This is a genomic window from Alicycliphilus denitrificans K601, assembly GCF_000204645.1.
Taxonomy (GTDB): Bacteria; Pseudomonadota; Gammaproteobacteria; order Burkholderiales; family Burkholderiaceae_C; genus Alicycliphilus; species Alicycliphilus denitrificans.
In genome coordinates, this window is sequence record NC_015422.1 from 1,047,488 (window position 1) to 1,065,609 (window position 18,122).

The window sequence follows — 18,122 nt, forward strand, 5'->3', positions numbered from 1 at the left end:
CTCATTGCTTTTCCAGGCCCGACTTCTCGACCAGCACGCCGTAGCGCTGGGTTTCCTGCTGCAGGAAGGCCTTGGCCTTGGCGGGCTCCAGCAGCACCGGGTCCAGGCTCAGCATGGACAGGGTGTTGGCGAAGTCCTCGTCCTTGACGCCCGACTGCAGCACGGAATAGATCTTGTCCAGCACCGCCTGCGGCGTGCCGGCGCGCATCACCACCGACAGGTTGGATTGCACGACCAGGGCCTTTGGGTCCCTGGGATCTTGCGCGACGGCCTTCGGAAACTCCTTGAGCGGCGTGCCCTGCAGCACGGCCACGGGCAGCACGCGCCCGCCGCGTGCATGGGCGATCGAGGAGCCCACCACGTCCATATGGGCGTCGGTGTGGCCGCCTATCAGGTCGGTGACGGCCGGGGGCGAGCCGCGGTAGGGCACGATCTCGAAGTTCAGGCCGTTTTGCCGGCGCCAGTTGTCCAGCGCCAGATGGGCCGCACCGCCGATGGTGTTGACGCTGATGGAGACCTTGCCCGGCCTGGCCTGGATGGCCTTGACCAGGTCGTCGAAGTTCTTGTAGGGCCCCTGGGGGTTGATGATCAGCCAGTGCGGGTAGGAATTGAGCACGGTCACGGGCGTGAAATCCCGGTCGCCGTCGTAGCGCACATCCTTGAGCAGCCAGCGGTTGATGTTGAGCGTTCCGTCGCTCGCCATGAACAGCGTATGGCCGTCCGCCGGGTCGCGCAGAGTGGCCAGCGCGCCGGGCACGGTGGCGCCGCCGGGAATGTTCTCCACCACCACGCTGACCTTGGGGAACGCCTTGCCCAGCTTGTTGGCCACCATGCGTCCCATGGCATCGGCCGAGCCGCCCGCCGGGTACGGGACGATGACCTTTATGGCGCGTTTGGGCCAGTCCGCCTGGGCGTGGGCGGCGCCCATGCCCAGCACGGGCGCAAGACAGGACAGCAGGGCCAGGCCCGCGACCTGGCGGCGAATGCGTTGCATCTTGATGTCTCCTATCGGTCTGTGATTCACGGCCGATTGCCGCGATGCGCCGCAGTGTAGGAATGCAACAAGCTAATGTCTAATATATATTAAGTTTATTTTCATTTAGAAAGTATATGGATGAGCACCGCCTGAAATGCTTTGTCGCGGTCTACGAGCAGGGCAGCGTGTCCGCCGCCGCCACGCGCCTGCACATGACGCAGCCGCCGCTCAGCATCCTGCTGCGCAAGCTGGAGGACGAACTGGGGGTCACGCTGTTCGACCGCAGCGGGCACAGGCTGGCCCCCACGGCGACGGGCGAGCTGTTCTACCTGCGCGCCAAGGCGCTATTGGCCAACCTGCAAACCATGCGCCGCGAGCTGCGCGAGGCCGAGCAGGGCGCGCGCGGCAGCGTGCACATCGGCTGCGCCACGGCGGCGAGCCTGTTCGTCATGCCCGGCGTCATGGAAGACCTGCGCTCCAGCGGGCTGGACATCACGGTCCACGTGCAGGAGGGCGAGACGGGCTACATGCTGCAGCGCCTGCGCGAGCGCAGCCTGGACCTGGTCATCTCGCGCAGCGAGTACATCGCCCCCGAGCTGGAAACGCGGATCATCATGGACGAGCCCTTGCAGGTGGCGCTGCCGCCGGACCACCCCCAGGCAGGGTGCGACCGGGTGCGGCTGGAAGACCTGCGCCACGACCGTTTCCTGCTGCACCGCTCGCCGCTGGGCGCGGGCATATCCGACATGGTGCTGCGCGCCTGTCAGCAGGCGGGGGTCGTCCCGAACGTGGTGTACTGGGGCGGCGAGACCCTGCCTATGCTGCTGATGGCGCAAAAGGGCCTGGGGGTGGCGTTTGCGCCGCAAAGCTTTGGACAACTGGCGGCGGCGGGGCTGCCGCGCCTGGTTCCGCTGGCTGGCGCGCAGTTGCGCACCCATTTGAACGTGGTCTGGCCGCGCCAGCTGGTGCTGACGCCAGCTGCCAGCCGGATTCGGGATCTGATCCTGGAGCGCTTTGCGCCCTAGGGATGCTTTGCACGAATCGAGCAGTAAGCGGGCGCTGCGGATCTGGCCATTTGCAACGCCTCAGACCGCCCGAGGCCGCAGATGCGCGCGGCGTGACGATTCGTGCAGAGCATCCCTATCTAAAATTCCAGGTTGTCGATCAGCCGCGTGCCGCCCAGGCGCGCCGCGCCCAGCGCCACCAGCGTGCCGGGGGCGGCGGCGCCTTGCGGCGGCTGCAGGTCGTGGCGCTGGCGCACGGTGAGGTAGTCGGGCGCCCAGCCCTGCTGCGCCAATTGCTGCATGGCCTGCTGCTCCAGCGCGGCCAGCGGCGGCGCGCCCGGGGCCGATGCCGCCTGGGCCAGCGCGCGCAGCGCCTCGGACAGCTGCACGGCCTGCCCGCGCTCTCCGGCGCTCAGGTAGCCGTTGCGCGAACTCAGCGCCAGGCCGTCGGTGGCGCGCTCGGTTTCGCCGGCCACCACCTGCACGGGCAGGGCGAACTGCTCGACCATGCGGCGGATCACCATGAGCTGCTGGTAGTCCTTCTTGCCGAACACGGCCGTGCCGCCGCCGCTGGCGAAGAACACGGCGGAGAACAGCTTCATGACCACGGTGCACACGCCGGTGAAGAAGCCGGGGCGGAAGTGGCCCTCCAGGATGTCGGCCAGCTGCGGGTCGGGCTGCAGCTTGAAGGTCTGCGGCGAGGGGTACAGGTCGGTCTCGCGCGGCGCGAAGACGATGTCGCAGCCCGCGGCCTCCAGCCGGGCGCAATCGGCGTCCCAGGTGCGCGGGTAGCTGTCGAAATCCTCGTGCGGCAGGAACTGCAGGCGGTTCACGAAGATGCTGGTGACCAGCACGTCGCCCAGCGGCCTGGCCTGGCGCACGAGGGCGATGTGGCCGTCGTGCAGGTTGCCCATGGTGGGCACGAAGGCCGGGCGGCCGGGGCGGGCGGCCAGGGCTGCGCGCAGTTCGGGGATGGTGCGTGCGGTGATCATGGTGGCCTTCGTCAATTCCAGGCGTGCAGCTGGTCGTCGGGGAAGCGCCCTTGCTTGACGGCCTGCACGTAGGCCTCCATGGCGCCCTTGACGCTGCCCGCGTCCTGCATGAAGTCGCGTACGAACTTCGGGTTCTTGCCAAGGTTCACGCCCAGCATGTCGTGCATCACCAGCACCTGGCCGGCCGTGCCGCTGCCCGCGCCTATGCCTATGGTGTGGCAATGCGGCAGGGCCTGCGTGAGGTCGCGCGCCAGCGGCGCGGGCACCATCTCCAGCACGAGCATGGCGGCGCCTGCGTCCTGCAGCTCCAGCGCGTGGCGGCGCAGCGTCTGGGCGGCCTGGTCGCCCTTGCCCTGCACGCGGTAGCCGCCCAGGGCATGCACGGTCTGGGGGGTCAGTCCCAGGTGGGCGCACACGGGCACGCCGCGCTCCACCAGGAAGTGCACCGTCGGCGCCGTCCAGCCGCCGCCTTCGAGCTTGACCATGTGCGCGCCCGCCTGCATGAGCCGGCAGGCGCTTTTCAGGGCCTGCTCGCGCGACTCGTGGTAGCTGCCGAAGGGCAGGTCGGCCACCACCCAGGCTGTGCCCTGCACGCGGTGCAGGCCGCGCACCACGCTCTCGGTGTGGTAGGCCATGGTGTCCAGCGACACGCCCACGGTGCTGGGCAGGCCCTGGCAGACCATGCCCAGCGAGTCGCCCACGAGGATGCACTCCACGCCCGCGGCATCGGCCACAGCGGCGAAGGTGGCGTCGTAGGCCGTGAGCATGGTGATCTTCTCGCCCGCCTCGCGCATCTGCGCCAGGCGCGGCAGGCTTATGGGACGGCGCTGCGGCAGCGGCGATGCCGGGGGCAGGGTGCCGTAGGGCGTGGCGGAGGGAGACGGTGCGGTGGTCATGCGGTCCTCGGTGCGAACGAGCCGTGAGTCTATGCGACTGCCCGCTCCGAGCGCGCGGATGCCCGTGCGCCGTTCCGGTGGATGGCAGGCGGCGGGATCTTCAGCCGCCCGCGGGCACGGCGCCGGCGAGCACTGGCGTTCGGGCCCTGGTGCGCGCATGGGCCGGCCGTAGAAGTAGCCCTGGATGAAATGCACGTCCATCCCGCGCAGGATGCCGGCCTGCACGGCCGTCTCCACGCCCTCGGCCACCACCTGCGGGCCGCGCGCGCTTCTGCCGACCGGGCGGTAGGAGGCGCGTTGCCGGTATGCTCGCGCCCCATGACGAATCTGACGCACCCCCCGCAGGGCACAGCCCATAACGACGACGTGACCACTCTGGCCCGCGTGGACGTGGCCCGCGCCCTGCAGGAAGACGTGGGCGCCGGCGACCTCACGGCCGGCCTCATCGACCCCGCCCGGCGCGCCCGCGCGCGCATCCTCGCGCGCGAGGCCGCCGTGATCTGCGGCGCGCCGTGGGTGGAGGCGGCGCTGCGCGCGCTCGACCCCGGCGTGCGGCTCACCTGGCACGCGGCCGAGGGCCAGCGCTGCGCGCCGGACCAGGTGGTGCTGGAGATCGAGGGTAACGCGCGCGCGCTGCTCAGCGCCGAGCGCACCGCGCTCAACTTCCTGCAGCTGCTGTCGGCCGTGGCCACCAAGACGCGCACCTACGCGGACGCCGTGGCCGGCACGCGTGCGCAGATCGTGGACACGCGCAAGACCATCCCCGGCCTGCGCCTGGCGCAGAAGTACGCCGTGCGCACGGGCGGCGGGGTGAACCACCGCATCGGCCTGCACGACGCGGTGCTCATCAAGGAGAACCACATCGCCGCCGCTGGCGGCGTGACGGCGGTGCTGCGTGCCGCCGAGGCCGTGGCCGAGCGCGCGAAGTTCATCGAGATCGAGGTCGAGACGCTGGAGCAGCTGGCCGAGGCGCTCGATGCGGGCGCGAAGATGGTGCTGCTCGACAACATGCCGCTGCCCACGCTGCGCGAGGCCGTACGCATCAATGCGGGCCGCGCCATCCTCGAAATCTCGGGCGGCGTCACGCTCGACGGCTTGCGCGCCCTTGCGGAAACCGGCGTGGACCGCATCTCCATCGGCACGCTGACCAAGGACGTGAAGGCCATCGATTTCTCCATGCGCCTGCAGGAACTTGCCTGAGAAGGTGTGAACGAATTCGCCATGCCCGCTCGTTCCGCAAAAAAGCACCCCATCCGCGTTGCAAATGCTCGCCATAGCCCGAGCTGTGGCTGCGCTTTGCGCCTTGATGGGGCACGTTTGTGCGGCCCGCTCGGACACGCCGGATTCATTCACACCTTTTGAGGCGAGACAATATAGCCCCCCACGATGTGCCGCCGCGGCCCGGCGGCGAGAGCACTGCCATGAATACGACCGCCATCAAGGACGTCGAGTACGAACAGCCCACCGCGGGCTCGGACGGCGCCGTCTGCTCCACCAAGCATGCCTGGGCGCGTGTGCCGCCCGAGCTCTCGCAGGAGGAGCGCGCGCGGCTCAAGGAGCGCATCCGCCGCCTGCTCAAGGAAAAGAACGCCGTCATGGTCTCGCACTACTACGTGCACCCCGACCTGCAGGACCTGGCCGAGGAGACCGGCGGCATCGTGAGCGATTCGCTGGAGATGGCGCGCTTCGGCCGCGACCACGCGGCGCAGACGCTGGTGGTCTCGGGCGTGAAGTTCATGGGCGAGACGGCCAAGATCCTCTCGCCCGAGAAGACCGTGCTCATGCCCGACCTGGACGCGACCTGCTCGCTCGACCTGGGCTGCCCCATCGACCAGTTCAGCGCCTTCTGCGACCAGCACCCCGACCGCACCGTGGTCGTCTACGCCAACACCAGCGCGGCCGTGAAGGCGCGCGCGGACTGGCTCGTCACGTCCAGCTGCGCGCTCGACATCGTGCGCGCCCTGAAGGACGCGGGCCACAAGATCCTCTGGGCGCCCGACCGCCACCTGGGCGCCTACATCGAGCAGCAGACCGGCGCCGACATGGTGTTCTGGAACGGCGCCTGCATCGTGCACGACGAGTTCAAGGCGCTGGAGCTGGAGCTGCTCAAGAAGGAGCACCCCGGCGCCAAGGTCCTCGTGCACCCCGAGAGCCCGGCCGAGGTCGTGGCCCTGGCCGACGCCGTGGGATCGACCAGCGCCATCCTCAAGGCCGCGCGCGAGATGGACGCGAAGGAATTCATCGTGGCCACCGACAACGGCATGATGCACAAGCTGCGCACGCTCAACCCGGCCAAGACCTTCTACGAGGCCCCCACCGCCGGCAACAGCGCCACCTGCAAGAGCTGCGCGCACTGCCCCTGGATGGCCATGAACGGCCTGGCCGACGTGGCGCGCGTGCTGGAGACGGGCGCCAACGCCATCCACGTGGACCCCGCGCTGATCCCGCGCGCGCGCCTGCCCATCGACCGCATGCTCGCCTTCACCGCCGCGCTCAAGAGCGGCCAGCCGGCCGGCGCGCTGGTGCCGCATTTCGGTGCGGCGTGATGCTTTTGTTTTGATAGCTGCTGGCGCTTGATGGATAAGCGCTGGAGGCCGATTTGACCTCTAACGTCCTGATCGACTTCGCAGACCCGCGCGAGAGCGGCGGGGCGCGCCTGCGCTTTCGTGCCGCCGCGCCGCGCGCTACGCTCGTGGCCCGGGCCCTGCACGAGGTGCGCGGCGTGCTCGACGCCGTGGAGGCCGCCGCGCGCGCGGGCGCCTGGGTGGTGGGCCAGCTGCGCTACGAGGCCGCGCCCGCGTTCGACGCGGCCTTGCGCACCCACGCAGCCGACGGGCCGCTGGCCTGGTTCGCGGTGTTCGACGCGCCGCAACCCTGGGACGGCGGCCTTACGCCCGGCGACGCCGCGGTGCAGTGGCAGGACGGGATCGCGCGGCCCGCGTTCGACGCGGCCATCGCGCATATCCGCGGCGCCATCGGCGCGGGCGAGTGCTACCAGGTGAACTACACGGCGCCGCTCACGGGCGCCTGGCGCGGCGGCGCGCCGGCCCTGTTCGCGGCGCTGCGCCGCGCGCAGCCGGGGGGCTACGCGGCCTGCCTCGACATGGGCGACGAGTGCACGCTCTCCGTCTCGCCCGAGCTGTTCTTCGACTGGCGCGGCGGCACCCTGCTCGCGCGGCCCATGAAGGGCACGGCCGCGCGCGGCGCCACGCCCGGGGAGGACGCGGCCCGCGCCGCGCAGCTGCGCGCCAGCCCCAAGGAGCGCGCCGAGAACGTGATGATCGTGGATCTGCTGCGCAACGACCTCTCGCGCATCGCCGAGCCGCACAGCGTGCGCGTGCCGCGCCTGTTCCACACCGAGGCGTTGCCCACCGTGTGGCAGATGACCTCCGACGTGGTGGCGCGCACGCGCGCGGGCACGCGCCTGGCCGACGTGTTCGGCGCGCTGTTCCCGTGCGGCTCGGTCACGGGCGCGCCCAAGGTGCGCGCCATGCGGCTCATCGCGCAGTTGGAGCCCGCGCCGCGCGGCGTGTACTGCGGCGCCGTGGGTGTGGTGCGGCCCGACGGCGCGGGCGGCGTGGCCGCCACCTTCAACGTGCCGATACGCACCGTGGCGCTGCGCGGCGCGCGGGCCGTGTGCGGCATCGGCAGCGGCATCACCTGGGGATCGGACGCCGCGGCCGAATGGCGCGAGTGGGAGGCCAAGCGCGCCTTCGTCGAGCGCGCGAGCGAGCCGTTCGACCTGCTCGAAACCCTGGGCCTGCATGACGGCGTGCTGCGCCACCGCGCCGAGCACCTCGCGCGCATGGCCGGCGCCGCCGCGCATTTCGGCGTGCCCTGGGACGCGGCACGCGTGCAGGCCTGCCTTCATGCCCTGTGCGCCGCCCATCCCGCCGGGCCGTGGCGCGTGCGTCTGCTGCTGGACGCGCAGGGCCTGCCGCGCGCCGAGGCCTTCGCGCTGCAGCCCACGCCCGAGCCCGTGGTGCTGGCACTGGCCGCGCAGCCCTTCCTCCACGCGCACAGCGAATTCACGCGCCACAAGACCACGCGCCGCGCGCACTACGCGGCGTTCGCGCCCCGGCAGGGCGTGTTCGACACCGTGCTCTACAACGAGGCGGGCGAGATCACCGAATCCACCTTCGGCAATGTCGCCGCGCTGCTCGATGGCCGCTGGATCACGCCGCCGCTCGCCAGCGGCCTGCTGCCCGGCGTGGGCCGCGCCGTGGCGCTGCGCGAGGGGCGCGTGGCGGAGGCGGTGCTGCGCGTGCAGGACGTGCCGCGCGTGCAGCGCTGGGCCTTCGTCAACAGCCTGCGCGGCTGGCTGGATGCGCGGCTGGAATGATTGCTTTTGAAAAGATAGCTTGCCGCGCTTACCAGGAAACGGATTGAGGCCTATTTGGCTTGAAAAACACGGGGCTTCGAATCATCACCGCCGCAATCGCCGGCGGCCCCGCCGCGCCCGGGGCGCCGGTCAGTGCTTCAGAGCCGTTCCTTCACGTAGCTCGGCCGGTCCATGTCCACGATCTCCACGCTGAGCTGCACCATCAGGCCCTGCGGGCGCGGCGTGAGGCGGCGCAGCACACCGGCCACGCGGCCGGCCAGGTCTTTCTTCGCCTCGGGGCTGCGGCCCGAGAGCAGGCGCAGCTGGGCATGGACGAAGGCGCGGCCCACGGCCTCGGTGCCGACCTGGAAACTGTCGGTGGTGCGCACGAAGCGGGTCTTGAGGTCGGCCTCGTCCAGCACCTCGGGGCTGGCGCAGACGGCGGCGTTGAGCTCGGCCAGCGCCTGGGCCTCGGGGTAGCCGGGCAGGTTGCTGGAGTATTCGACGGTGAGGTGGGGCATGGGAAGGCTCCTGGGAGAGGGGGAAGGTGGTGCGGCGCAGGCGCCGGTCAGCGCATGGGCACCAGGATGGTGGGCGCCGCGGGCGCGGCCATGTCGGGCCAGTCGCGGCTGAAGTGCAGGCCGCGGCTCTCGTGGCGCATTTGGGCGCTTTGGATGATGAGGTCGGCCACCTGCACGAGGTTGCGCAGCTCCAGCAGGTCGCGCGTGACGTGGAAGTGGGCGTAGAACTCCTGGATCTCGCCCTGCAGCAGCGCGATGCGGTGCGCGGCGCGCTCCAGGCGCTTGTTGGTGCGCACTATGCCCACGTAGTCCCACATGAAGCGGCGCAGTTCGTCCCAGTTGTGCGAGATGACGACCGACTCGTCGGCGTCGCGCACGCGGCTGTCGTCCCAGTGCGGCAGGTCGGGCACGGGCGCCGGCGTGGCGGCGGCGACGGCATGGGCGGCGGCGCGCGCGAACACCATGCATTCGAGCAGCGAGTTGCTGGCCAGGCGGTTGGCGCCGTGCAGGCCGGTGTAGGCCACCTCGCCCACGGCGAACAGGCCCGGCAGGTCGGTGCGCGCGGCCAGGTCGGTGAGCACGCCGCCGCAGGTGAAGTGCGCCGTGGGCACGACGGGGATGGGTTCGCGCGTGATGTCTATGCCCAGCTCGGCGCAATAGGCCAGGATGTTGGGGAAATGCGCGCGCAGGAACTCCGGGCTCTGGTGCGAGATGTCCAGGTGCACGCAGTCCAGGCCGTGCTTCTTCATCTCGAAGTCGATGGCGCGCGCCACCACGTCGCGCGGCGCGAGCTCGGCGCGCGCGTCGTGCCGGGGCATGAAGCGCGTGCCGTCGGGCAGCAGCAGCCGCCCGCCTTCGCCGCGCACGGCCTCGCTGATCAGGAAGGACTTGGCGTGCGGGTGGTACAGGCCCGTGGGGTGGAACTGGATGAATTCCATGTTGGCCACGCGGCAGCCCGCGCGCCAGGCCGCGGCGATGCCGTCGCCCGTGGCCGTGTCGGGGTTGGTGGTGTAGAGGTAGACCTTGCCCGCGCCGCCCGTGGCCAGCACGGTGTGGGGCGCGCGGAAGGTGACGACCGTGTCGCTGGCCTCGTCGAGCGCGTACAGGCCCAGGCAGCGCTGGCCCGCCAGGCCGAGCTTGCGGCTGGTGATCAGGTCCACCAGGGTGTGGTGCTCGAACACGGTGATGCCGGGCGTGGCGCGCACCACGTCGATCAGCGTCTCCTGCACGGCCGCGCCGGTGGCGTCGGTGGCGTGCACGATGCGCCGTGCGCTGTGGCCGCCTTCGCGTGTCAGGTGCAGGTCGTCGCCCTCCAGCGTGAAGGGAACGCCCAGGGCGCGCAGCCAGCCTATGGCCTCGGGCGCGTTCTCGACCACGAAGCGCGTGGTGGCCAGGTCGCACAGGCCGGCGCCGGCGACCAGCGTGTCCTCGATGTGGGCGGCGAAGCTGTCGTCGTCGGCCAGCACGGCGGCGATGCCGCCCTGGGCCCAGCGGCTGGAGCCTTCCTGCAGCTCGCGTTTGGTGATCACGGCCACGCGGTGCGTGGGCGCCAGGTGCAGTGCTGCCGAGAGGCCGGCGAGGCCGCTGCCTACGATAAGTACGTCAAAATCGTGCGATGCCATGGTGATGGGCCTGCGCCGGCGGGGCGCGCAAAGGGAGCGTGCATTGTAGAGAGGGCATGCCGGCGGCGCGCCGGGGCGCCCGCGGCCGCGGTCACTGCGCCTTGAGCCACCCGCGCGGCGAGGCGCCCACGGCCTGCGCGAATGCGCGCGAGAACGCCGCCGGGCTGGCGTAGCCCAACTGGTCGCTGATCTGCTGGATCTGCAGGCCCTGGCGCATCAGGGCCTGCGCCAGCGACACGCGCCAGGCCAGCAGGTAGGCGCCCGGGGTAGTGCCCAGCGTGGCGCGGAACTCGGCGGCAAAGGCACTGCGCGACATGCCGGCGGCCTGCGCCATGGCGGCCAGGGTCCAGCCGTGGCCGGGCCGCTCGTGCAGTTGCGTGAGGGCGCGCGCCAGCCCGGGGTGGGCCAGGCCCGCCAGCAGGCCCGCCTGGACGCCGCCCGCGCCAGGGTGGTCCAGCAGCCAGCGCAGCACCTGCAGCAGCAGCACCTCGAACAGGCGGCTGGCCAGCAGGCGCTGGCCGCAGCGCACGCGCTCGGTCTCGGCGAACAGCAGGTCCAGGGTCTGCCCGATGCCGGCCACCCCGGCGACCGGCAGCGCCACGAAGGCGGGCAGGGCCTGCACGAGCGGATGGCGCGGGCCGCCGTCGAAGTCCAGCGTGGCGCAGACGAAGTCGCAGCCCTCTTGCGGCGCGTTGTGGAAGTCGTGCTCCAGGGGGCGGGGGTAGAGCAGCAGCGTGGGCTCGGACAGGCGCAGCCGGCGCGGCGCCCCGCTGCGCGGGCGGTGCGTGACCTCCATCTGCCCGCGCCGCAGCACGTGCAGGAAGGCGCGGCCGGGCGCGGCCGCGAAATGCGTCACGCCGCACAGCGGCCCGGCATGGAACAGGTGGGCGTGCACGCGAAAGCGTTCCAGCAGGGCCGAGAGACGATCCACGCCGGCAAGGGGTGCATCCAGCGGTTTCATGGACGATGTGCAAAGTATGGTGGACTCTATGCGTCCAATGGTACGGCCGGGCGGCGGACACTGCCAGCATGTTCCACCGCCCCCAAGGAGTTGCCATGAACCGCGTTCCCCTCATCGACCGTGCCGACACCACCGCCGAGCGCAAGGCCTTGCTCGACGAGATCCACGGTGCCTTTGGCGCCACGCCCAACATGTTCCGCGCCGTGGCCAATTCGCCGGCCGCGCTCAGGAGCATGTGGGGCTCCTTCGGCGCCCTGGGCGGCGGCAAGCTGGGCGCCCGGCTGGGCGAGCAGATCGCCGTGGCCGTGGCCGACCGCAATGCCTGCGCCTACTGCCTGGCGGCCCATACGGCGCTGGGCCTGAAGGCCGGCGCCAGCGCCGAGGAAATGGCCGCCGCCCAGGCGGGGCAGTCCGGCGACCCGCGGACCCAGGCCGCGCTGCGCTTCGCGCTCAAGGTGGTGGGCGAGCGCGCCCAGGTCGGCAGCGCCGACGTGCAGGCCCTGCGCGACGCCGGCTTCAGCGATGAAGAGGTGGTCGAGATACTGGCCCACGTGGCGCTGAACCTGTTCACCAACTACGTGAACGTGGCGCTTGCCGTGCCGGTGGACTTTCCCGCCGTCCGGCTGCGCCAGGGTCAGACGGGCGTATAGGCCAGGCGCACGTAGATGGGCGCGAAGGCCTCGGCCTGGGTGATCTCGATCAGGGTTTCCTTGGCCAGCTCCAGCAGGGCGATGAAGGTCACCACCAGCACGGTGCCGCCCTTCTCGGGCTGGAACAGGTCTTCGAACGGCACGAAGCGCCGCCCCTGCAGCGCCTTGAGCACGTGGCTCATGTACTCGCGCACCGAGAGCTCCTCGCGCGTGATCCTGTGGTGCTGCACCAGCGTGGCGCGCTTGAGGATGTCGCGCCAGGCCTGCTGCAGCTCGGCCACGTCGACGTCGGGAAAGCGCGGCTGCAGGCTCTGCTCTATGGCGACCTGGGCGCGGATGAAGTCGCGCCCGTACTGCGGCACCTGGTTCAGGCGCAGGGCGGCCAGCTTGATTCGCTCGTATTCGAGCAGGCGGCGCACCAGCTCGGCGCGCGGGTCCTCGGGCTCGGCGCTGCCCTCCTGCCTGCGCGGCGGCAGCAGCATGCGCGACTTGATCTCGATGAGCATGGCCGCCATCAGCAGGTACTCGGCCGCCAGCTCCAGGTTGCGGCTGCGCACCTCGTCCACGTAGCCCAGGTACTGGCGCGTGACATCCACCATCGGGATGTCCAGGATGTTGAAGTTCTGCTTGCGGATCAGGTAGAGCAGCAGGTCGAGCGGGCCCTCGAAGGCCTCCAGGAAAACCTCCAGTGCGTCGGGCGGGATGTACAGGTCCTGGGGCAGGGCGAACAGCGGCTCGCCGTACAGGCGGGCGAGGGCCACCTGGTCCACCACCTCGGGCATGGCGGCGTCGGGGGGCGGCAGGTCAACGGCGCTCGTCATGCCAGGGGCTTGCTATTCTAAAAACAGCTGCCAGCGCATAACAGGTAAGCGCTGGCAGCTGTTTTTCATGCCTGTTTGTCGCTGTACGAGTAGTACACGTAGGGCTTTTGCTTCACGCGGCCGGCCCGGTATTCCTGCCAGAGCTCGCGGTCGACGTTCTTGTCCCACAGCAGGGCGCGGCCGGCCTGCTGCTGCGTGTCGAGCTCGGGCTTCTGCGTCTTGAGCTGCTCGATGAACTGGGTGACTTCGGACTGGTAGTCGGGACGGCGGAAAATAGACATGGACGGTAAACCTCTCGGAACCCACGATTTTAGCGACACCCACCCATGAACCCACTGACCCGCATGGCCGGCGCCCTGGCCGCCGGCGCGTTGACGCTGCTGTCCCTGGCGGGCTGCGACGACCAGCGCATCCGTGAGCTGGAAGAAGACGTCTCCACCGAGGCCGACGTGCGCGCGCGCTTCGGCGAGCCCGAAACGATCTGGCCCGAGAGCGACGGCGGCCACACGCTGGAGTACAACCGCCAGCCGGCGGGCCACCGGAACTACATGATCACCATAGGCCCGGGCGGCAAGATGACGGCGCTGCGCCAGGTGCTGGCGCCGCACAATTTCGAACGGGTGCGGCCCGGCATGGAAGAGGAGGCCGTGCGCCGCCTGCTGGGCAAGCCGGCCAAGCGCACGCCCTACGCCCTCAAGCAGGAGACCGACTGGGACTGGAACTGGATCGACCCGCCCAGCCGGGAGATGGTCTTCACCGCGACCTTCGGCCCCGACGGGCGCGTCAAGCGCACGGGCAGCGTGGAGAAGCTGCCCGACGGGCGTTGACCTAACCTATGGCGCGATCCTGCGCTTGAGCGCCCGCGCCACCGGCTGCGGCAGGCCGGGCAGGGAGCGCAGCAGCCAGGGCAGCACGCGGCGCCTGGCGCCGGAGAGCGCCTCGGGCACCAGGGCCTCGATCAGGTGCGGCCCCGGCTGGGCCAGGGCGTATTCCAGCGCCTGGCAGAAGTCCTCGGCCGTGCGGGCGCGCACCGCGTGCACGCCCATGCCCTGGGCGAGCTGGGCGAAGTTGAGCACCGGGCCTTTCAAATCGAGCTGCGACTTCGCCTTGGAGCCTGCCTCGTCGGCGCCCACGCGCTCCAGCTCCACGTTCAGCACCGAGTAGCTGGCGTTGTTGAAGATCACGGACACCACGTGCAGCTTCTCGCGCGCCATGGTCCACAGCGCCTGGATGGTGTACATGGCCGTGCCGTCGCCGATCAGCGCAAGCACGGGCCGGTCCGGGCAGGCGATGGCCGCGCCCACGGCATTGGGCAGGCCCTGGCCGATGGCGCCGCCCGTGAGGGTGAGCAGGTCGTGGCGCGGGCAGCCCGCCGTCATGGCGCCCAGCATCAGGCCGGAGGTGATGGCCTCGTCGATGACGATGGCGTTCTCCGGCAGCAGGTGGCCCACGGCCTTGCAGACCTTGGGCGCGGTGAGGGGCCCACGCGGGCGCTCCGGGCGCCGGGCGGGGGCCAACGGTGGCTCGGCGGTGGCGCCCAGCGCGGCGGCGAGCTTGTCCAGGCTGGCCGCCGCGTCCTGCGCGGGGCTGCAGAGGGTGTGCACCGTGCAGCCCTCGGGCACGAGGTCGCTGGCCTTGCCGGGGTAGGCGAAGAACGAGACGGGGGACTTGGCGTCCACCAGCACCAGGTGCCGCGCGCCCGCCAGCTGCACGCCCGCCAGCTCGGCCAGGTAGGCCACGCGCTCCACCGCGGGCAGGCCCGCGCCGCGCTCCATGCGGGTGGGGAAGACCTCGGCCAGCAACTGCGCCCCGCTGTGCGCGGCGATGCGGGCGGCCGTGCGCAGCGCGCCTTCGCGCAGCGCGTGGCCGCCGAGCAGCACGATGGTCTTTTCGCCCGAGCGGATGGCCTGGGCGGCGGCCTGCACGGCCTCGTCGCTCGCGGCGGCGGGCGTGGGCGGTGGCGGCGGCGGGCAGGGCTGGCCGCCTTCGCCCCACGACACGTCGGCGGGCAGGATCAGCGTGGCCACCTGGCCCGGCAGGCCGCGCGCGGCGGCGATGGCGTCGGCCGCGTCCCGGCCCAGCGCGGCGGTGCTCTGCGCGGTGCGCACGAAGCCGGGCGAGACGTTGCGCGCCACGGTCTCGATGTCGGACTGGAGCTGCGCGTCGTAGCGCGTGTGGTACGTGGCGTGGTCGCCCACGATGTTGACCACCGGCACCTTGCCCTTGCGCGCGTTGTGCAGGTTGGCCAGCCCGTTGCCCAGGCCGCAGCCCAGGTGCAAGAGCGTGGCGGCGGGCTTGCCCGCCATGCGCGCGTAGCCGTCGGCCGCGCCAGTGGCCACGCCCTCGAACAGCGCCAGCACGGCGCGCATGCGCGGCTCGGTGTCCAGTGCGGCGACGAAGTGCATCTCGCTCGTGCCGGGGTTGGTGAAGCAGACCTCCACGCCCGCGTCGGCCAGGGTTTGGAGCAGGGCTTGTGCGCCGTTCATGGGAATCTCCTTGCTTCTGTATTGATAGCTGCTTGCGCTTGTCCTGTAGGCGCTAGAGGCTGATTTGGCTATGAATCCGTGTCGAGGTGCCGCGGGCCGATGTCGGCGGTGCGCGTCACGCCCGCCAGCGTCATCGCCAGCAGCAGCTCGCGCTGCCACTGGGCCAGCAGCGTGCGCACGCCGGCCTCGCCCTGCGCGGCCAGCGCCCACACCCAGGGGCGGCCCACGAGCACGCCGCGCGCGCCCAGCGCCAGGGCCTTGAACACGTCCACGCCGCCGCGCACGCCGCTGTCCACCAGCACCTCTGCCTGCGCGCCCACGGCCTGGGCGATGGCGGGCAGCTTGGCGGCGGTGGAGGCCACGGAATCGAGCTGGCGCCCGCCGTGGTTGGAGACGACGATCCCCTCCGCCCCCACGGCCACGGCGGCGCGCGCGTCCTCCACGTCGAGGATGCCCTTGAGCAGCAGGCGGCCCTTCCACTGGCCGCGCAGCCATTCGATGTCCTTCCAGGTCACGCCCGGGTCGAACTGCGCGTCCACCCAGGCCTTGAAGGCGTTGAGGTCGCGCGCGCCGGGCACCTGCGCGGTCAGGTTGCCGAAGCGCAGCGGCTTGCCGCGCAGCGCCACGTTCCACACCCAGCCGGGGCGCGCCAGCACCTGCGCGGCGCGCAGCAGCGCGGGGCGCGCGCCGCTGGCGGCCATGCCGTGGCGGATGTCGCGCAGGCGCATGCCGGGCAGCGGCAGGTCGACGGTGAAGACCAGCGTGCGGCAGCCGGCGGCCCAGGCATCGTCCAGCAGCGCGCGCACGGCGCCGCGGTCGCGCAGCATGTAGAGCTGGAACCACGGCGGCACGCTGGCGGCGGCCACCTCGGCCAGCGGGCAGATGCTCACGGTGGAGAGCGTGAACGGCACGCCCGCCGCGTGCGCGGCGCGCGCGGCCTGGGCCTCGCCCCGGCGCGCGGCCATGCCGGCCAGGCCGATGGGCGCCAGCGCCAGCGGCAGCGCGCAGGGCTGGCCCGCCAGGGTGGCGCGGGTGTCCACCTGGGCCACGTCCACCAGCACGCGCTGGCGCAGGCGCAGGGCGGCGAGGTCGTCCACGTTGGCGGCCAGCGTGCGTTCGTCGTTGGCGCCACCGTCGATGTAGTCGAACAGGAAGCGCGGCAGGCGCCGCGCGGCCAGGCGGCGCCAGTCCTGGGGCGCGGCGGGGTAGTGCAGGCTCATGCGGCCCTCCCGGTGATGGAGCGCGCGGCGGCGCGCGCGGTGAGGATGCAGCCGGGCAGGAAGGTGCCCTCCAGCGAGCGCTTGCCATTGGCGCCGCCGCCGCCGAAGCCCGCCGCCTCGCCCACGCAGTACAGGCCCGCGATGGGCTGGCCCGCGCCGCCCTGCACGCGGCTTTGCAAATCCGTTTGCAGCCCGCCCAGGCTCTTGCGCGTGATGAGCTGCATCTGGATGGCGATGAACGGCCCCGCGCCGGGTTGTTGCAGCGGCGCGGGCGCGCAGGTGCGCAGCTTGTCCGGCCCCCACTGGCGCGCGTGCAGGATGCGGCGGATCTGGTCGTCGTTGTGCAGCTTGCTGCCGTGGGCGAAGTTGGCGTCGAACGCATCGGCCGTGGCCTGCAGCACCTGCGGGCGCACGTCGAGCGAGGCGGTCAGCGCGTTCATCTTCGCGGCCAGCCCGGCCAGCGTGTCGTCCACCAGGAAATGCGGGCTTTGCCGCTGCATCTGCCGCACCAGGCGGTGGTTGCCCAGCAGCGTTTCCTTCACGAACTGCGGGAACTGCCTGTCGCGGATGCGCTGGTTGTGCTCGGCGCCGGAGATGGCGAACTCCTTGGCCGCGATGCGCCAGTTGAGCAGGTGCCAGGTCCAGGGCTTTTCCTGCGCGGCGACGCGCTCGCACAGCCAATGCGTGTCGAAGCCCGTCACCAGCGGCTCGGGGCCGATGCGCTCGCCCCGGTGGTTCAGCCACAGCGCGGATTTGCATGGGATGGCCGACAGGCCGTGCCCGTCGAAATGCGGGAACGGGTGCGGAAAGCCCGCCGCGTAGTTCCACATCTCGCCCGCGTGGGTGATCCGCGCGCCCAGGCGCTCGGCGGCGTGGCGGTGCAGCCGTCCGTCCGCGAACGGGTGCGCGCCGTTGAGCATGGCGGCGGGCCGGGGCCTGTCCTTGGGCCAGTTGGCGCGCGCTTCCTCGTGCCCGCCGTTGATGCCGCCCATGGCCAGCACCACCACGGGGGCGTGCAGGCGCACCTCCTCGCCCGTGGTCTCGTTCACAGCCACGGCGCCCGCGATCCGGCCGCTTTCATGGTCGAGCCCCGTGACGCGGTGGCCGTGCAGCAGCGTGAGCCGGCCTGCATCCGCGGCGCGCAGCGCGGCCACCATGCGCCGCGTGAGCTCGCGCGCGGTGCCCCAGACGATGTGGTAGCGCGGCAGGCTGTTGCCCTCGCCGTGGCGGCCGCGCTCCACCCAGTTCACGGCGGGCATGAACTTCACGCCCTCCTGCACCAGCCAGTCGTGCACCTGGGCGCGCGAGTGCTCCACGTAATAGCGCGCCCAGGCGCGGGGCCAATGGTCCCCGGGGCCGAGTTCGCCAAAGCGCAGCCAGTCGGCCAGCGCGCGCTCGGGCGTGTCGGGGATCTTCATCTTCGCCTGCAGCGGCGTGCCCACCAGCGCCATGCCACCGAAGGCCCACAGGGCCAGGCCGCCGAAGCGCTCGGGCGTGTCGCGGTCCACCAGCGTGACGCGCCGGCCCGCGCGCAGCAGCTCCAGCGCGGTGACGATGCCGGCCAGGCCGCCGCCGATGACGAGGGCATCCGAAGAGTGAGGTGCCATGCGTGTGCCTCCTGCCGCGCACTCTGGGCGGTGCGCTGGCTGGCA

17 protein-coding genes are annotated in these 18,122 nt (G+C 71.5%); 6 read left to right on the top strand and 11 right to left on the bottom strand.

Translation table 11 applies throughout. The features are described from left to right. Position 1 precedes the first annotated feature (1 nt). Positions 2-1,000: a Bug family tripartite tricarboxylate transporter substrate binding protein gene (locus ALIDE2_RS05030; protein ID WP_085945360.1), complete on the bottom strand. Its 999-nt coding sequence runs from the start codon at positions 998-1,000 to the stop codon at positions 2-4. Positions 1,001-1,110: 110 nt separating this feature from the next. Here ALIDE2_RS05030 and ALIDE2_RS05035 point away from each other — a divergent pair, with 110 nt between their 5' ends. After that, complete coding sequence (locus tag ALIDE2_RS05035) at positions 1,111-2,001, top strand: LysR family transcriptional regulator (protein WP_013721540.1); 891 nt, start codon at positions 1,111-1,113, stop codon at positions 1,999-2,001. Positions 2,002-2,120: 119 nt separating this feature from the next. Here ALIDE2_RS05035 and panC read toward each other — a convergent pair whose 3' ends face one another. Both panC and panB read right to left on the bottom strand, forming a co-directional pair. Next, positions 2,121-2,972: a pantoate--beta-alanine ligase gene (gene panC, locus ALIDE2_RS05040; protein ID WP_013520227.1), complete on the bottom strand. Its 852-nt coding sequence runs from the start codon at positions 2,970-2,972 to the stop codon at positions 2,121-2,123. Between the two features lie 11 nt (positions 2,973-2,983). Next, positions 2,984-3,868: a 3-methyl-2-oxobutanoate hydroxymethyltransferase gene (gene panB, locus ALIDE2_RS05045; RefSeq protein WP_013520226.1), complete on the bottom strand. Its 885-nt coding sequence runs from the start codon at positions 3,866-3,868 to the stop codon at positions 2,984-2,986. A 318-nt stretch (positions 3,869-4,186) separates the two neighbouring features. Here panB and nadC point away from each other — a divergent pair, with 318 nt between their 5' ends. From nadC to pabB, 3 genes are all read left to right on the top strand, one after another. Beyond that, entirely contained in the window at positions 4,187-5,068 is an 882-nt protein-coding gene (gene nadC / locus ALIDE2_RS05050) for a carboxylating nicotinate-nucleotide diphosphorylase (RefSeq protein ID WP_013520225.1), read from the top strand. A 221-nt stretch (positions 5,069-5,289) separates the two neighbouring features. After that, complete coding sequence (gene nadA / locus ALIDE2_RS05055; protein WP_013520224.1) at positions 5,290-6,414, top strand: quinolinate synthase NadA; 1,125 nt, start codon at positions 5,290-5,292, stop codon at positions 6,412-6,414. Between the two features lie 53 nt (positions 6,415-6,467). Then, entirely contained in the window at positions 6,468-8,210 is a 1,743-nt protein-coding gene (gene pabB, locus ALIDE2_RS05060; protein WP_013721541.1) for an aminodeoxychorismate synthase component I, read from the top strand. A 137-nt stretch (positions 8,211-8,347) separates the two neighbouring features. On the opposite strand, the gene ALIDE2_RS05065 is transcribed toward pabB, so the two are convergent. The 3 genes from ALIDE2_RS05065 to ALIDE2_RS05075 form a co-directional block, all read right to left on the bottom strand. After that, on the bottom strand, positions 8,348-8,710 hold the full coding sequence (locus ALIDE2_RS05065) for a 5-carboxymethyl-2-hydroxymuconate Delta-isomerase (RefSeq protein WP_013721542.1): 363 nt from the start codon (positions 8,708-8,710) through the stop codon (positions 8,348-8,350). Positions 8,711-8,757: 47 nt separating this feature from the next. Next, positions 8,758-10,332 (bottom strand): L-aspartate oxidase, encoded by a 1,575-nt coding sequence (gene nadB / locus ALIDE2_RS05070; RefSeq protein ID WP_013721543.1) that lies wholly within the window; start codon positions 10,330-10,332, stop codon positions 8,758-8,760. Between the two features lie 91 nt (positions 10,333-10,423). Next, a complete protein-coding gene (locus ALIDE2_RS05075) occupies positions 10,424-11,293 on the bottom strand; it encodes an AraC family transcriptional regulator (RefSeq protein WP_013520220.1) in 870 nt (289 codons plus the stop codon). Between the two features lie 95 nt (positions 11,294-11,388). Between ALIDE2_RS05075 and ALIDE2_RS05080 the strand changes: the two genes are divergently transcribed. Beyond that, entirely contained in the window at positions 11,389-11,943 is a 555-nt protein-coding gene (locus ALIDE2_RS05080; RefSeq protein ID WP_013520219.1) for a carboxymuconolactone decarboxylase family protein, read from the top strand. Here the strand turns inward: ALIDE2_RS05080 and ALIDE2_RS05085 are convergent. Next, positions 11,928-12,764 (bottom strand): segregation and condensation protein A, encoded by an 837-nt coding sequence (locus tag ALIDE2_RS05085; RefSeq protein ID WP_013520218.1) that lies wholly within the window; start codon positions 12,762-12,764, stop codon positions 11,928-11,930. The two genes, ALIDE2_RS05080 and ALIDE2_RS05085, sit on opposite strands and share 16 nt — an antisense overlap. A 65-nt stretch (positions 12,765-12,829) precedes the next feature. Beyond that, positions 12,830-13,045, bottom strand: a complete 216-nt coding sequence (locus ALIDE2_RS05090; protein ID WP_013520217.1) for a DUF3460 family protein — start codon at positions 13,043-13,045, stop codon at positions 12,830-12,832. Positions 13,046-13,090: 45 nt separating this feature from the next. Between ALIDE2_RS05090 and ALIDE2_RS05095 the strand changes: the two genes are divergently transcribed. Then, a complete protein-coding gene (locus tag ALIDE2_RS05095) occupies positions 13,091-13,591 on the top strand; it encodes a hypothetical protein (RefSeq protein ID WP_013520216.1) in 501 nt (166 codons plus the stop codon). 6 nt (positions 13,592-13,597) lie between these two features. On the opposite strand, the gene ALIDE2_RS05100 is transcribed toward ALIDE2_RS05095, so the two are convergent. The 3 genes from ALIDE2_RS05100 to ALIDE2_RS05110 form a co-directional block, all read right to left on the bottom strand. Continuing rightward, complete coding sequence (locus ALIDE2_RS05100; protein ID WP_013721544.1) at positions 13,598-15,250, bottom strand: acetolactate synthase large subunit; 1,653 nt, start codon at positions 15,248-15,250, stop codon at positions 13,598-13,600. Between the two features lie 68 nt (positions 15,251-15,318). Continuing rightward, entirely contained in the window at positions 15,319-16,470 is a 1,152-nt protein-coding gene (locus ALIDE2_RS05105) for an L-lactate dehydrogenase (protein WP_013721545.1), read from the bottom strand. Then, complete coding sequence (locus ALIDE2_RS05110; protein WP_013721546.1) at positions 16,467-18,077, bottom strand: FAD-dependent oxidoreductase; 1,611 nt, start codon at positions 18,075-18,077, stop codon at positions 16,467-16,469. Before ALIDE2_RS05110 ends, ALIDE2_RS05105 begins: the two co-directional genes overlap by 4 nt. Between the last annotated feature and the right edge of the window lie 45 nt (positions 18,078-18,122).

What these genes read in the sequence shown, in the direction of transcription:
- ALIDE2_RS05035 (WP_013721540.1), top strand. Translation starts at nt 1,111, where the DNA reads ATGGATGAGCACCGCCTGAAATGCTTTGTCGCGGTCTACGAGCAGGGC.
- panC (WP_013520227.1), bottom strand. Translation starts at nt 2,972, where the DNA reads ATGATCACCGCACGCACCATCCCCGAACTGCGCGCAGCCCTGGCCGCC.
- panB (WP_013520226.1), bottom strand. Translation starts at nt 3,868, where the DNA reads ATGACCACCGCACCGTCTCCCTCCGCCACGCCCTACGGCACCCTGCCC.
- nadC (WP_013520225.1), top strand. Translation starts at nt 4,187, where the DNA reads ATGACGAATCTGACGCACCCCCCGCAGGGCACAGCCCATAACGACGAC.
- nadA (WP_013520224.1), top strand. Translation starts at nt 5,290, where the DNA reads ATGAATACGACCGCCATCAAGGACGTCGAGTACGAACAGCCCACCGCG.
- ALIDE2_RS05065 (WP_013721542.1), bottom strand. Translation starts at nt 8,710, where the DNA reads ATGCCCCACCTCACCGTCGAATACTCCAGCAACCTGCCCGGCTACCCC.
- nadB (WP_013721543.1), bottom strand. Translation starts at nt 10,332, where the DNA reads ATGGCATCGCACGATTTTGACGTACTTATCGTAGGCAGCGGCCTCGCC.
- ALIDE2_RS05075 (WP_013520220.1), bottom strand. Translation starts at nt 11,293, where the DNA reads ATGAAACCGCTGGATGCACCCCTTGCCGGCGTGGATCGTCTCTCGGCC.
- ALIDE2_RS05080 (WP_013520219.1), top strand. Translation starts at nt 11,389, where the DNA reads ATGAACCGCGTTCCCCTCATCGACCGTGCCGACACCACCGCCGAGCGC.
- ALIDE2_RS05085 (WP_013520218.1), bottom strand. Translation starts at nt 12,764, where the DNA reads ATGACGAGCGCCGTTGACCTGCCGCCCCCCGACGCCGCCATGCCCGAG.
- ALIDE2_RS05090 (WP_013520217.1), bottom strand. Translation starts at nt 13,045, where the DNA reads ATGTCTATTTTCCGCCGTCCCGACTACCAGTCCGAAGTCACCCAGTTC.
- ALIDE2_RS05095 (WP_013520216.1), top strand. Translation starts at nt 13,091, where the DNA reads ATGAACCCACTGACCCGCATGGCCGGCGCCCTGGCCGCCGGCGCGTTG.
- ALIDE2_RS05100 (WP_013721544.1), bottom strand. Translation starts at nt 15,250, where the DNA reads ATGAACGGCGCACAAGCCCTGCTCCAAACCCTGGCCGACGCGGGCGTG.
- ALIDE2_RS05105 (WP_013721545.1), bottom strand. Translation starts at nt 16,470, where the DNA reads ATGAGCCTGCACTACCCCGCCGCGCCCCAGGACTGGCGCCGCCTGGCC.
- ALIDE2_RS05110 (WP_013721546.1), bottom strand. Translation starts at nt 18,077, where the DNA reads ATGGCACCTCACTCTTCGGATGCCCTCGTCATCGGCGGCGGCCTGGCC.